We start from the raw sequence: 14,225 nt of genomic DNA, 5'->3' as shown, positions 1-14,225 counted from the left end.
TCGCCCGAAAGTGATGCTCTGAAGCGCTTCTTGCGGGAACGTTTGGTCAGCTTTGATGAGTTGGCGAGTGATGGAGGGCAGTGCCCTCCAGCTCAGGTCGCAGATCGGAATCAAAGCGTTTCAGCAAGAGCTTTGATTCCTTCGAAGTCTTCCTTCTCCAGCATGATGGGGTAGTTATCCAGGGCGCCTTCTTGTACCTTGGCCCAGGCTCCCCAGGCGGTGGCTGGCGTTGATAGCTCGATTTGCTTCGAAACGAGTGCGTTTTCAGCTTCGACGAAGCGGAGACGTGTCGCTTGGTCCCACTTTGGCATGCGTGCGGCGAGGAGTGCGAGGCGTTGGACGATTGGTTCTGCTAGACGAGCACCTTCTTCTGCGGTGGCGTGGATCTTGGGATCTTCACCATGTACGCCTTGGTGTGGCGCTTCGCCAAGGCGGTCGAGATCGACGGTGCCTTCATGTAGGTGCATCATCAGGGAGGTCTCAAAAGTAGCTGCGTGATCGCCGTAGTAGCCGATGTCGAGGCCGAGGAAATATTCAGGTACTCCGAGCACGGGGATGGAGAGCTCTTTGCTCATTCGGACGGCGCACTCGCGTACGATGATTTGCTGAGCGGCACCATAGTGGCCCGTTAGCAGGATGATGGCCTTGAAGCCGTTGCGGTGGCTTTCGCGGATTAGCTGTTCGAGCCAAGGGCGTAGGTAGTTGGAGATGATGCTCTCTTCCTTGTCGAAGATGAAGGTGTGTGGCTCGTCTAGACCTCCCACGCCGCCGTAAAGGGGAGGGTGGACGAGTCCGCCGCCTTGTAGGGCAGCCTGGACACACAGCTCGTGCGCTTTGAGGGAGTCGAGTCCAAGCACGTTTTGGAAGCCGTGCCATTCGATTGTGCCGAGGGGAAGAAAGAGGGTTGGGCAGCTGGACTGGGCGGCGTCGACTTCCCGCGGCATCATGTGCTCGAGTTGTACTTGTTTTGCGATTTCTTTAGTCATTGTGTGCAGTTGCGATTAATTGTTTGGAAATTTGAGTTCGGATTCTACCTCAAGAGCCTCCATCCGGGCTTTGTTGACCGGGTAGTAGACCAGTACGAGTCCGGCTATGAGCGGGAAGACGATGCCGCTGATGCAGAGGGCTTGCATCAGCCGATCCACCACGAGGGACGTTTGTTGTTCGAGTTCCGCTTCGTAGCCGATTCCGGAAATGACGTAGCCGGAGATGAGGATGCCCACTGCGATCGCTACTTTATAGATCAGGCTGAGCATGGCGGAGTAGCTGCCATCACGGAGTTCTCCGGTTCTGTGTTGGCGTATTTGGGATACGTCAGCGATCATCGAGTAAGTTATGGGCTGAAGGATGGCGTTTCCTCCCCAGAACATCCCTTGGCAGAGAACAAAGCAGATGACTGCGACCGGGATGCTAGCGCTTCCGATTGAAAGGGCGGTGTCGACGGGGAGGTCGAAGGTGATGAAGACGAGCCACATCAGGATGTTCGAGAGGATGCCGCATCCGATTCCCACGATAGCGGTTGCCTTTTTGTCGAGCCGTTTGGCGATGGCCGGGGCTACAAGGGCACCGATACCGCCGCTGACCATGCCCATACCGTGGACGAAGACCTTTTGGTCGGACGTAAGCTGCATGAAGTGTACGTAGACGTACATTTGGATCGAGCCCACGAGTACGACTCCGACAATGTAGGTCGTGACCGCAGAGAAGATGATCGCGGGCAGCTTTTCGGAAAGGATGCTGAAGACTTCCTTGAAGAAACCTCCGAAACCATGGCTCTTTGGTGGAGTAAAACTGCGAGAGTCGATGGCGAATTGGCGGGTGAGCCAGGTGGTCGCGAGGATAAGGAGTATGACGGCGATCGTGAAGGCGACTGCCATGTCGTTGAAATTGCTGGCGATGGAGGTGCCTTTCGTCTCACCCACGTCGGCGAAGAAGAACTTCCAAGCGAGTGCAGGCCCGGCGAAGTTTGCCAGCATGCCTACTGTGAACTTGATCCCTTGGAGTTTGGAGCGGTCTTGATAGTCGGTGCAGACTTCAAAGCCGAGGGCGACGTAGGGAACCACAAAGACGGTCACCGCCGTCCTCATGATTATGTTCATAATTACGAGGTACCAGAAGAGGTGTTCTTGGCTGCTGCGGAATCCATCGGGGACGGCCCAGATGAAATAGTAGCTCACGGCCATGGCGATGCCGCCAAGCAACATGAACGAGTGCCGGCGACCGAATCGCGATCGCGAGTTGTCGCTGATGTAGCCCATCGCCGGATCGGTGATGGCATCCCAAAAAACTGCGAGTGAAAGAGCGAGTCCGGCCATCTTTGCCGGAAGTCCCAAGGCATCGGTGTAGAACAGTAGGGCGAAGCCGTTGATGCTGTTCATGACGAGGGATCCTGCTCCTTCGCCAAGCGAGTAGCCTATGATATTCCAGGTTGTTGGCCGCTTGGTTTCAGGCAGGGTTTGCGTCGTCATTTTTTTGAGAGGAGAGCGTTTCGGCTAAACTACTTCCACAGCGGGAGGAGCAATGCTTTCACGATGCACGAGGTGAGTTGAGAACATGACCTCGCGTTGGGCTTCCTTGTCGCCCTGGAGGCGTGAGATCAGGAAGTCGGTTGCGGTTCGGGCGATTTCGCGGATTGGGTACCCTACGGACGACAGGGCAATGGGGCTGAACTGGGACATGGGCGTATTGTCCACGCCTATGATTGAGAGGTCTTCGGGAATGCTTAGGCCATGATCGATCGCTGCCCTCATCACTCCTAGGGCGAGGATGTCGTTGATCGCGAAAACGGCGCTGACTCGATCGGTGGGATCCGTGCTGTCGAGGTACTCTTTGAAGCGGTCGTAAGCGTTTTGCATAGTGTGCCCGGACTTCAGCAGGTTGGACTCTGGGAATGGCAGGTCATGTTTGCTCAGCACGGTCTGGAAAAACTCCATTCGGCTGTCGGCCCGCTCCCGTTCCTTGGGTACGGGGTGGTAGCCGTAGAGTACGCCGATGTTACTGTGCCCAAGTTTGATCAGCTCTTCGATCGCCTCCTTGGTGCCACGTCCGAAGTCGATTTGCACGTTGTCGATTCCTGAGTTCGGGTAAGAATCGCCGAAGAAGACCATTGGAAGATTGTTGTTCTTCTGCTTGGTGAACAATTTCTCGTGCGCTTTCATGTCCATGAAGAAGCAGAGGATACCGTCCACTTGGCTCGCCAGCAGCTTTTTGACGGCGGCGCTTTCGCCCTTCAAACTGGCCTTAGCCTCTTCGACAGTAAGGGAGTAGCCGGCTTTTTCTAATGCTTCTTGGATCGCTCGGGCGTAGACCGTGTAGACTGGGTTGAGGAGGTCGGGTACTAGCAATCCGATTGTTTGGAAGCTGCCGATTCTAAGGCCGCGGGCATAGCGATTTGCTTCGTAGCCGAGACGGTTTGCTGCTTCCTGCACGCGTTTACGGGTGGATTCGGAAGCCCAGGAATCTGGGCGTTCGGTGAGGATTCCGGACGCGGTGCTGATAGCGACACCTGCTTCCTTTGCTACTTCCTTGAGGGTAGGAGCCATAGATTATTGTTTGTTGTTGGTTTCGGCATCCCTCGAGGAGTGGGGGATGCCGATTGAGGAGGGGGATTCGGGACCGGGATGGGGAGTCCGCGGCTAGAACTTCCGGTTGAGGAAGTATTCGCTGAGAGCGTCTTGTCCGCCTTGGTCAGTGAACCAGATCTGCACGTCGCGTGGGTATTCCCATGTGCCATCGAAGGAGTTCCAGTGGATGTCGATGGATGCAGGACCTGTCTTGCCTTTGACTTTCTCGTGGCGGATGCCGGCGGAGGCGTGCTGGAAGGAGTTTACGATGTACATCATACCAGCGGCCCCTTCAGCGTCGGTGATACCGGCCCAGGCTGGGTTTTCGTCGAATGTCCAGTCTGTTGGAGTAATGTTCTTATCGCTCGGTGAGTAGAGGAAATGCGGGCTGGCGGGGAGGACGAGTTTGTGAGTGTCGTCAGGTGCGATGAAGGATGGTACGGTCGTGATTTTGCCGATTTTTTCCGGGAAGCGTAGGTTCGGATCGGTTTCAGTACGATAGATGATAGAAGGAGCGTTGGGGGCCAGCATAACTGTGATGCGGTAGGGGGCCGTATAGGCGAGGTAGACGCCTTGGATTGTGATGACGGAGCTTCCGTCCTCCAGTTTTCCGGTCGCAACTTTCTCGAGGCCAAAAGTGCTAGGAAGGGGGAGGGAATTCCATTTTTTGCCGTTGCGATTGTCCACAACACCAAGGCTCATTTTATTTGGATCGAAGACGACGTTGAGTATGTCGTTCGTGATTTTCGCTTTCTGGGTGAGGCTCTTGTCTGCTGGGGGGGACCAGATGCCCAGAGAACGGATCCCTGCCTGGTTCTCTTTGGTGTGGAGCCTCATCGGCGCGTTTAGCTGGATGCGCATCTCGACGTAGAAGGTGTCCTCCGGCATTACGGCTTTGCTGGTGACGCTCTGCCAGTTCGGGGCGAGGGAGGTGTAGTCGGGAGTTACCATGCCCAAGCCGGTGGCGATCTCCTTTCCTTTTGCGTTTCGAGCTACGAGCGAAATGTTGCACTCTGGGTCGGCGGTCGTTCTTTCGACGGCAACTTCGGCACGGTATTCGATCACTGCTCTTGGGCTGGTCTTGAGTGGGCCAAGCACGTAGACGAGCGGCTCTTGGTTTTCGGCGAGCGTGAAGTTTTTGTATTCTCCGCCTCCGTCGAAAATGTTGTATCCATCGCGGCCTCCAGGGACTAGGCCGGGATACTTGAATTTTTTATAGCCTGCGAGCGGGTCCTCGTCTTGGGCTTGGAGAAAGGGGGCTGCTATGAGGATAGCAAGGAAGATAGATAGCTTTTTGATCATGTTTCCGGGGGGTGAATTAGAGCTGCGTAGGCCCGTATGAATTTGAAAGGAAACGTTACCTATTGGCTTTGTCAATCCCGAGCTTCCTTAGCAGCGCTATTAAGCTCTGCTATACAAAACGTGGTAAATTGAGGGAGGATCCTGGTTTGGGGGGCTCTATTTGAGGTATTTAGAATCTAGAGGGCGTGGATCGGAGGGCGAAAGCGGGAAGCGGCACTGATATTTTTGTTCTGCTTTGCCAAATAATTGGCAGATGAGAAACGATTCCTAGTTGCTTATTCGCGAGTATTCGTCATGTCTCTGGCCAATCTCTAGATGAAGAAGATTTCAATTAACGCACTCGGATTCTTTGCGCCTGCGGCTACTGTTGATTTAGGGCACTTATGCCGTAGTGTCATCTTTTTAAGAGCCGCTTTGCTTTGCTGTGCGGCGATTGTTGCTTTGGTCCCGACGGATTTGCGGGCCCATGGTGCGCATTACGAGAAGCCGACGGCTGAGCAGGCGGCATCTATTTCAGATGCAATACCTGGGGCTCCGGAGTTTGCGAGAGCTTTGACTGAGCGGGGGAGCGGGTTGCTTGCTAAGGGGCAGTTTGCCCGATTGGATCAGGCGTTGCATGCCTTTCAGGTTGCCCAAGATATTGAGGCGGGAAGGCACCCTGAGGCAGGACCAAAGGATGCGGCTTTTAATCGCTCTGAAGGGGAGCGGATATTGTGTGAGGTATTGGAATCAGCGCCGCAGGTGCTTGCCTATGATTTTCGCCCTGGGGTGTCTTTTCCGGATGCTCATGCGGTGGTTCCTTTTGATGCGCAAGCAGGGTGTCTGTTGTTAAAGACGAAGACGGGGGACCGGGTTAAGCGTTTCGTGGTGCAGTCTATGAACATGGCGCAGGAGCGTTATGATGGGCAGTATGAGATACCAGTGGACGAGGATGGGATTATCTATGTTTTTCAGGACATAACGGAGCCACCATCTGGTGATTATTCGACCCACATCGCGTTTAAGAAAATCGATGCTACCACTCCGTTTCAATGGCATGCGATTAAGTTTGATATGCCAGAGTCCGGGCAGCTCCGTTTCCGTGTGGAGGATGGTAACGGGGAGTCGGTGCCGGCGATGGTAAGGCTTACTGCTTTGCCTTCGGGGCGTATGTGGGCTCCGTCGGGTTCGATGGATTTGAAGCCGATGATCGAAGATGTGACGGGGACGGCGATCGATGTCGTTCCGGGCTTTAACATCTACGGTCCAGGACGGGCGTTTGATGTTCGTATTCCGGGCGAATTTACGGGGCACTATTGGGTGGTGCCGGATGAGTTTGAGATGGAGCTCCCTGTCGGAAAGTGGGAAGTGACTGTGTTTCGTGGAATCGAAACGGTACCGGTTCGGGAGATTTTCGAGATCAAGTCGGGGGGGTGGACAGATAAAGTCGTGAAGCTCGAGCGCTGGGTCGATATGGCGGAAAGTGGCTGGTACAGTGGCGATGACCATGTGCATAGTCGAATGCGTTCGAGTGAAGATGCCGAAAAGCTGATGGCGTTTACGCGAGCTATGGACGTACGAGTATCCAATATTCTAGAGATGGGAGATCCACAGCGGACTTATTATTCGCAGCGTGGGTTTGGGGAAGCGTTTCGGATCGAGGAGGATGGCTACTTTCTGATCCCTGGGCAGGAGGATCCGCGGTCGATCTTGGGTCACAACATTGGTATGAATATCACGGAGATGGCTCGCGATTTGAGCCGCTATCTGCAGCTCGACTGGATCGCGGATCAGATCCATCAGCAAGGTGGCTTGTTTGGTCAAACCCATGTGGGGCAAAATGCGTGCGAGGCTCACCGTGGCATGGCGCTGATGGTGCCACGCGAGATGTACGACTTCTACAGTATTATGCAGGGATCGCTTGGCACTCAGCTCTTTTATGACTTCCTCGACCTCGGCTACAAGCTAACGGGGACTGCTGGCAGTGACATGCCTTATGCGGGATCGCTTGGGAATGTTCGATTCTACGCTTACCTCGGCAACGAGCCGTTTACGGCTGATGCTTGGTTCGATGCGATTTCGAAGGGGCATACCTTCGTAACAAATGGGCCGATGCTCGAGTTTTCGGTGAACGGTCAAATGGCGGGCGAGGAAATCCAAGCGGAGTTGGGCGACACGCTTAAAATCGACGCGAAAGCTTGGGGGTTGCCTGGTGATTCAGAGCCAGTGAGCTTGGAGGTGGTGCGTTTGAGCGAGGTGATCAAACGCGTTTCGATCACTCAGGTTGGTGGAGGGGAGCTTTCGACTTCGTTCGAGGTACCTGTCGATGGGAGCGGTTGGATTGCCTTACGAGCTTATGGTCTGAATGGATCAGTTGCCCATACGACGCCGGTTTATGTATCGCAGGGTGGGAAACGTCACTGGAACGTCAAACGCGTGCGAGACATCGTGGGGCAGCAGCTCGCTATCCTCGACGAAATCGACGGTGTGGTTGCGGCTGCAGAGGATGCGAAGTCGAAGGGGAGGATGAGCCACATCGATTTCTGGGCGATTCGATCCGTCGAACAAGCCAGTCAGGTTCGCGAGCGCACGGAGATTACACGTCGAATCTACCGTAAGCTTCTTGCTGAGTTGGATGAGCAGTTGAGCGTTCCTCGGTAGGGAGACGGGATCCTTTCAGATTGGTCGAACTGTCACTCGCATCGCCTTGAACCAGTTCGGCGAACTGGTTCATGGCTTGGTAAAATTTATCCGTAGGGCACGTTTAAACTTGCCATAGGAAACGATACCTTATGAAGAAGGGTATTGATATGGAAAACTGTCGAAGCACGGTGGTTGTCGCTAAGGTACCCCAAACTCAACTTAGCGAATCAAGTGGCGAGTTCGTGATTGCGAATTCGAGCACTGGCATTGGCGCGCGATTGGGGCTTTGGGTAGGCAAGTGGGATAGCCGTAAACCTGAGGGTGCGCTTAAGTTTAGCTCATGCGATGAAGTTGCCGAGCAGGGTGGTGTTTTTGTGATAGATTCTCCGTTTGCCTATTTGTCATTTGGACCGTCTTCCCAGGAGTTCTCCGATGTTGGAAGGCGGGAGAAGTGAAGAAACTAGAATATGGATTCCTCGTGTCTGACGTGGTGGGGGGCTTATCGGAAAAGTAGTATGAAAAAGAGATTTTCAATTGTAATGATATTTTTGGTGAGCGCGTTTGCTGCACGCTCGCAGGAGCCGCTCGTGGTGGGCTTGTTGCAGATGATGCCTGTTCCTGGCGATGCCCAGGCTAACTTAGAGAAGGCTGATCTGTTTTGTAGAAAGGCTGCTGAAAACGGTGCTGACATCGTTTTGATGCCGGAAATGTGGAGCAATGGTTACCAGTGGCTCCCTTCTCTAGAACGTGCCGACGTTGAGCCCTGGAAGGCTAATGCTGTGGCTAAGGATGGCCCTTGGGTTCAGCACTTCAGTAAGCTGGCGAAGGAACTCGATATGGCTATTGGTGTGACTTACCTCGAAAAATGGGATGTTGCGCCTCGCAATACCATCACTCTGTTCGACCGCCACGGTAAGGAAGTTTTAACATACGCAAAGGTCCACACGGTAGATTTCGCTCCAAACGAACGTTCGACGACACCAGGTAGCGAGTGGTTCGTTGGAAGTTTGGATACCAAGAAGGGACCTGTAGATGTGGGCGCGATGATTTGCTACGATCGCGAATTCCCAGAGAGCGCACGTATCTTGATGGCGAAGGGTGCGGAAATAATCCTAACGCCAAATGCATGTACTTTGCCTGATCTAAGAATTGATCAATTCCGCATTCGGGCTCTTGAAAACAGTACCGCTATGCTGATGACGAACTATCCGCAACCTTACATGAATGGTCGTTCGGTGGCTTTTGACGCGGCGGCGGAGCCTTTGGGAGAAGCTGGACCGGAAGAGACGATTCTCTATGCGAATGTTGATCTCGGCGGTTTGCGTTTCTATCGTGAGCGTACGATCTGGGGTGACTCTTACCGCAGACCACATCGGTACGACGACTTGATGAAGGAGAACGGAATCGAGGAGTTCAGCCGTAAGGACCTGCAAGGCGGCGGAGACTACGATCCTAGCTCTCGCTAAACGCGAGAAATAGCGGAATGGGTAAGGTCTTAAAACGCCTTGAGGGTGCGAGACGAGGGGTACTAAAACGCTGGATACTTTGTATCTGCGGAAGTTCTGTTTTGTCTCTACTGTGCGCTCAGTCGGCTCTTGCCCATCCTGATCACCATCAACGGCCTGAGCCTACGGTCGAGCAATTGCAGAACGTAGCTCGAAATGAGCCGATCCGCTACTACTTCGATTTATTTACCTATGTCCTAAGTACGGCGATGACACCGCTACAGCAGGAGCTAATCGATCGGTCGACGGCGATATATCCGTGCCTCACTCCGTGGGAAGACGGAGGTGACTTTGAAACGGCACGAGCGGATGCTCATGCGTTGCTTAGTAAGTTGAAGCAGACGCTTCAAGGGGCTTCGTTTGACTGGACTGAGTCAGGATTAACGCCTGCTAGCGAACTGCAAAACTTCGAACTTTGGAGTGGGCTAAACTCGCTCGTTTGGATCGAGATTAACAACGAGAGCGCAAACGAATTGGATCTGATCGCGTTTGAGCTTGGGCAGCCTGCGGGGTCTATAAGTACTACGATTCCTGTGGGCGAGTCTCGTGTGTTCATGGTCCCCATTGCTCCTAAGACGAAAGCGAAAGAGTCTATCGCTCGCGTGCAGTTCGTGAATGGTAACGGTCAGGTAATTCACGAAAAGGTGGCGAAGGCGGCTAGGGCTAACGGTAGCGAAGGAGTCATTCGTATACAGCTTGTGGATTCGAACTCGGGGGGGCTGCAGAAAGAAGTAGCGATCCCAATTCGTTTGCTGGAACCTGCCGTCCTCGAAGGTCGGGTGGTCTCTGAGTCGGATGGCGAGCTTTCACCTGGACGTGTGTATTTGTTTGGTAGTGACGGTATTGGCCGTCATGGAGAAGCGTACGCGGGTAACACGACCTTGTCGGAGAAGATGCTCTTCGAAATCGGATCTGAGAATCGATTTTATGGATACAAGCTTCCGTTTTTCTACTCCGATGGGACGTTTCGGGCTAAGGTCCCATCTGGTGAACTGAACTTGACTTATGAACGCGGCTACGAGCACAAGCTAATAGAGCGGAAAATTGAAGTCGCTGCTGGCGAGAACCGCTCGGTGGAGCTGATGGCTCAGCGTTTTCGCGACATGAAGGATGAAGCGTGGATCTCTGGCGACACGCATGTGCATTGGTTGAAGAATCACTGGAGCGAGAACGAGGACATGAATCTTCTTGCTGTTGTACAACGAGCGGAAGATCTGAATGTGGTTAACAATCTGACGCTGTTTCAGTATCGGCCAGAGTCCCAAGGCGGGAGTTTCTTAAAGCCGGACCAATTTCCCGTTGGACCTGTGTTATCTCACAGTGACGATACGTACCACATCCAGATGGCTGAGGAGTATCGGAACGATAACTACTATGGACACCTTTGCTTTTTGAATATTACCGAGCTTGTGCAGCCTGTGGCGACCGGCATGGGGTCGGGGGGCGATCATACTGCCTATGACTGGCCGCTCAACAAGACGGCGATCGAGGAAGTTCACGCCCAAGGTGGAATCTCAACCGAGGCTCATGACATGGGACCTAATCATAGATCAGATGTCCCGGTGAATGCTATCATGGGCTTATCCGATGCATTCGACCAAATGACTCCGGCGAACTTTTACCGTTTTCTCGATTGCGGATTGAAGATTCCGCTCGGAAACGGATCCGATCATCCGGCGCGTACTGTTGGCTCGGCACGAATGTACGTGAAGGTCGAAGGTGGATTCACGTATGAGAACTGGATCGAGGGAATTCGAAGGGGCAGGACATTCACTACTTCCGGACCTCTGATCTTTCTCTCTGTAAATGGTAGTGAAATTGGGGATACTATTGATGTTGAAAAAGGCGATCTGCTTTCGGTAACAGCGAGAGTTTCGTCACGGGAACCGATCGGAAAATTTCAGGTGATTTCCAATGGTCAGGTTATGGTGGAGACCGAAACCTCGGAAAAGGACGCGGTGCTGGAATTTGATATCACAGCTGAAGAAGCAAGGTGGTTCGTTGCTCGCTGTTCGCAGACGGATGAGTTCTCTGCGTTGAAGCGTGTCCATGTTGCTCATACGTCTGGCATCTTTGTGGATGTTGATGGGAGAGGAGTCTTTAAACCTGATGTAGCCCAATTCTGGGTGAATCTCTTAAAAGGGCACAAAGAGAATGTACGAGCCAATGCTCGATATGAAAGTGACGAGCAGAGGCAGGCTCAGCTCGATTACATCCAGAGTGGAATCGATCGATACGAAGCTCTTATCAAGCAAGAACTCGCCCGATAAAGGTAACTTCGCTTATCATGAATTGTGCCTTTCCTGTATCTGTAACTCGATTCGTGCTGTTTTTATCCAGCCTGCTCATTGGATGCGTGAGTGTTTGGGGTAATGGGGGCAACAACTACTACATTAGCTCCAGTGGTGGGAATGACTCGAATATCGGAAGCGAACCCGAGCAAGCTTGGAGTAGTTTCGCCAATTTGGTCGATATCGAACTCGGTCCTGGAACGACTGTGTATCTGAAACGTGGAGACGTTTGGGAGAATGCTAAGCTTGAACTTAAGGGGAAAGGGAGCGTCGAGGCTCCTGTCAGGCTGACCGCGTACGGAAAGGGCGAGCCGCCGTTGATTACGGGGATTAATCTAACGACTGAGGCTTGTGTCGTTTGGAACAATCCGTCGCACGTTCGAATCGACTCGCTGCAATGCCGAGATGCGAAGATAGGGATCTATCTCCGCTTCGCGGGAGGGAATACGGATGGTACGGGTGACATGTTTAACAATCAGGATGTGCACATCACTAATTGTTATTTTGAAAACATGAATGAGCGGTGGAGCGATGAGGAAGGAAACATCACGGTCAATCCGCCTTTTGAATTGTCTTGGGGCGCTGGGATTTGGCTGGGAGGTAGTATTCCTGCTCCTCCAGGTGGGCCTTGGCCGGCGGAGAGTACTCTGGTCCTGAACGACTTCTCGGTGACGCATTGCGGTTTTAAGAATGTGAATACAGGCTTGGGGAACGGATTCTATTTTCCAGCCATTTATCAGAGCCGTTTCACCAATGTACGATTTGAAGACTCTTGGGTGACTGGGTGTGAGAATGGTGCGTTCGCCCTTTTCTTTGTGGACGGAGGACATGCCAAACGAGTTGATACGTGGCTGGGGGGCGATGGATACTATCGTACCGGAACGACCGGAGCTTTTATCCAGCACAGTAAGAACTTTCTTGTCGAAGATTGTCAGTTTGCGGGCAATACCCGTCCTGCCGACAGCAACGATGGTGTAGGCTTCGATATCGAAGGCAATTGTGTGAACATTGTGGTTCGAGACACCGTGTTGCATGACAACGAGGGTGGAGGTGTCCTTGTACTCAATAGTGCCGGCTCCAATGACCAGTTGTTGCTGGAGCGGTTGACGGTGTGGAACAATGCTCGCAATCCGAAGCCAGGAAGTGCTTCGCAGAACTCAGAGTTCAGATACGGTGGTGGACCAGACAATTCTGAAACTTACGGCAAGTTGAAGAATGTAGGGGTGTACTTGGGGAGCGATGTCGGAGTGGATGATGCGAAAGGACGGCTGAGTGTAGCTGACAAGCAGGATCGCTGGGATCGGGATTTTCATCCGGAGGATATTCGTTCCGACTTGAGTTGGGCTGATGTGAAGGATCGTCCAATTGAGTGGCGTTTTGAAAAATCGGTAGAAGGATGGGGCAACCAAAATGATTGGAGCGGGTTGAGTGTAGTCGACGGGAGTTTGATGGGGGTGTCTGATGGCGCTGATGCGTATATCGAAAGTCCGGATACGTGGGTGAATACAAGAGAGAGCCGTTGGGTACGAGTGTGCATGAGCTCGACTACTGGCCAAGTTGCTCAGATTTTTTTCCAGACCGAAGTGGACCCTTCGTTTTCCGTCGAAAAATCCGTATCGTTTCCCGTTATCGCTGACGGACAAATGCGTGAGTACGTGGTAGATTTGGGAGCTAGTGCCGAATATCGGGGTGTCGTGACTCGCTGGCGAATCGATCCGACTTCTGAGACGGGGGCGATTTTGAGGATCGATGAGTTCGCTGCTCAGAAGGCTCCTTTTGTTGCCTCTGTCGAAGCGGCTTCGCCTACAAGTCTTGATTTACGTTTCAATCAGGTGGTGGATACAACTGGGGGTGTCTTTGATCCCGCTAGGTATTTGATTACGGGCGATGGTGTCGGGAATTTATCGAGCAGTCCTGATCATGTTAGCTTAATTTCGACTGAAACGGGGCCGGTGTATCGGTTGAGTTGGGACAATGGTTCGATGGGAGACATCGAGGATTTACTACTCTTTACTGATTCATTGGCTGATCCGCGTGGAAACTTCATTCCAGTTAACGAGCAGGACCGGGATTGTGATGGTATGCCTGATCTTTGGGAGATTCGGAGAGGATTTGATCCGAGTAATTCTCTTGATGCCTTTAATGATGCGGATGGAGACGGCCAGTCGAACGCGGATGAATACCGTGCCAATACGGATCCAAACGATGCCGCTTCCTTTTTCGAGATTCTCGAGTTCGATCTTTTAAATTCGAAAGGCCTGACCGTTAAATGGATGGCTGTAGTTGGAACAAACTACCGGCTTGAATTGAGCCACGATCTGGAAGCATGGACAGAGGTCGAAAGTGGTTTGATTGCTGCAGATGAGCCAGAGGAGTCCGCGTTCCTGCAAGTTGCCCCTGGTAAGCTGTTTGTTCGAATCGTTCCCGTGAGACCCATATTTCAGATCAACTAAATCCCGTTAACGATCTATCCCTTTTGTTTTTATCATGAATAAACTTTTCGCTTTGATAGCTATAGGAAGTTCTCTGTTTTCCGGCCTGCTAACTGCAGACTCCTTTGCTGAAGAAACATACGACGGAATCAAATACTACGTCAGCTCTAGCAGTGGCAATGATGCTAACTCAGGAACTTCTCCTGATCACCCGTGGCGTAGTTTTAACAACTTCGCAGCGTTGGATCTGGAAGCAGGAGAAGTCGTGTATTTGAAGCGTGGTGACGTTTGGGAGAACGCTAAGTTGGAACTCCGCGGCAAAGGTACAGCTGAATCTCCGATTAGACTTACCGCCTACGGAAAAGGCCGTGCACCTCTTATCACAGGAGTCAATCTCGTTGATGAGGCATGTATAGTGTGGAACAACCCTTCCCACGTGAGAATCGATTCGCTGCATTGTCAGGATGCTAAGGTCGGAATCTTTCTCAGGTTCGCAGGTGGCAACATAGA

General features: G+C 52.6%; 9 protein-coding genes and 1 pseudogene. 6 read left to right on the top strand and 4 right to left on the bottom strand.

The window, feature by feature from the left end; all coding sequences use genetic code 11:
• Positions 1-110: 110 nt before the first annotated feature.
• The 4 genes from JIN87_RS11115 to JIN87_RS11100 all read right to left on the bottom strand — a co-directional run bounded on the left by JIN87_RS11115 (position 111) and on the right by JIN87_RS11100 (position 4,865).
• Complete coding sequence (locus JIN87_RS11115) at positions 111-986, bottom strand: creatininase family protein (protein WP_200355633.1); 876 nt, start codon at positions 984-986, stop codon at positions 111-113.
• A 15-nt stretch (positions 987-1,001) separates the two neighbouring features.
• Positions 1,002-2,468: an MFS transporter gene (locus JIN87_RS11110; protein ID WP_200355632.1), complete on the bottom strand. Its 1,467-nt coding sequence runs from the start codon at positions 2,466-2,468 to the stop codon at positions 1,002-1,004.
• 24 nt (positions 2,469-2,492) lie between these two features.
• Positions 2,493-3,542 (bottom strand): LacI family DNA-binding transcriptional regulator, encoded by a 1,050-nt coding sequence (locus tag JIN87_RS11105; protein WP_200355631.1) that lies wholly within the window; start codon positions 3,540-3,542, stop codon positions 2,493-2,495.
• Between the two features lie 93 nt (positions 3,543-3,635).
• Positions 3,636-4,865: a hypothetical protein gene (locus tag JIN87_RS11100; RefSeq protein ID WP_200355630.1), complete on the bottom strand. Its 1,230-nt coding sequence runs from the start codon at positions 4,863-4,865 to the stop codon at positions 3,636-3,638.
• A gap of 315 nt (positions 4,866-5,180) precedes the next feature.
• On the opposite strand from JIN87_RS11100, the gene JIN87_RS11095 reads away from it, so the two are divergent.
• From JIN87_RS11095 to JIN87_RS11070, 6 genes and pseudogenes are all read left to right on the top strand, one after another.
• A complete protein-coding gene (locus JIN87_RS11095; protein WP_200355629.1) occupies positions 5,181-7,505 on the top strand; it encodes a CehA/McbA family metallohydrolase in 2,325 nt (774 codons plus the stop codon).
• 131 nt (positions 7,506-7,636) lie between these two features.
• On the top strand, positions 7,637-7,942 hold the full coding sequence (locus JIN87_RS11090) for a hypothetical protein (protein ID WP_200355628.1): 306 nt from the start codon (positions 7,637-7,639) through the stop codon (positions 7,940-7,942).
• Positions 7,943-8,002: 60 nt separating this feature from the next.
• Positions 8,003-8,953, top strand: a complete 951-nt coding sequence (locus tag JIN87_RS11085) for a carbon-nitrogen hydrolase family protein (RefSeq protein ID WP_200355627.1) — start codon at positions 8,003-8,005, stop codon at positions 8,951-8,953.
• Positions 8,954-9,201: 248 nt separating this feature from the next.
• Positions 9,202-11,262: a CehA/McbA family metallohydrolase gene (locus tag JIN87_RS11080; protein WP_200355626.1), complete on the top strand. Its 2,061-nt coding sequence runs from the start codon at positions 9,202-9,204 to the stop codon at positions 11,260-11,262.
• A gap of 17 nt (positions 11,263-11,279) precedes the next feature.
• Positions 11,280-13,736, top strand: coding sequence for a right-handed parallel beta-helix repeat-containing protein (locus JIN87_RS11075; protein WP_200355625.1), 2,457 nt, complete (start codon positions 11,280-11,282; stop codon positions 13,734-13,736).
• 34 nt (positions 13,737-13,770) lie between these two features.
• Positions 13,771-14,225: pseudogene (locus JIN87_RS11070) on the top strand (hypothetical protein); the annotation flags it as partial.

Source organism: Pelagicoccus mobilis, assembly GCF_016595505.1.
Lineage (GTDB): Bacteria > Verrucomicrobiota > Verrucomicrobiia > Opitutales > Opitutaceae > Pelagicoccus > Pelagicoccus mobilis.
This window is presented reverse-complemented; position numbering and strand designations above follow the sequence as displayed.

Bases quoted from the DNA above. Each gene is read 5' to 3' on its own strand.
- JIN87_RS11115 (WP_200355633.1), bottom strand. From the start codon at position 986: ATGACTAAAGAAATCGCAAAACAAGTACAACTCGAGCACATGATGCCG.
- JIN87_RS11110 (WP_200355632.1), bottom strand. From the start codon at position 2,468: ATGACGACGCAAACCCTGCCTGAAACCAAGCGGCCAACAACCTGGAAT.
- JIN87_RS11105 (WP_200355631.1), bottom strand. From the start codon at position 3,542: ATGGCTCCTACCCTCAAGGAAGTAGCAAAGGAAGCAGGTGTCGCTATC.
- JIN87_RS11100 (WP_200355630.1), bottom strand. From the start codon at position 4,865: ATGATCAAAAAGCTATCTATCTTCCTTGCTATCCTCATAGCAGCCCCC.
- JIN87_RS11095 (WP_200355629.1), top strand. From the start codon at position 5,181: ATGAAGAAGATTTCAATTAACGCACTCGGATTCTTTGCGCCTGCGGCT.
- JIN87_RS11090 (WP_200355628.1), top strand. From the start codon at position 7,637: ATGAAGAAGGGTATTGATATGGAAAACTGTCGAAGCACGGTGGTTGTC.
- JIN87_RS11085 (WP_200355627.1), top strand. From the start codon at position 8,003: ATGAAAAAGAGATTTTCAATTGTAATGATATTTTTGGTGAGCGCGTTT.
- JIN87_RS11080 (WP_200355626.1), top strand. From the start codon at position 9,202: ATGACACCGCTACAGCAGGAGCTAATCGATCGGTCGACGGCGATATAT.
- JIN87_RS11075 (WP_200355625.1), top strand. From the start codon at position 11,280: ATGAATTGTGCCTTTCCTGTATCTGTAACTCGATTCGTGCTGTTTTTA.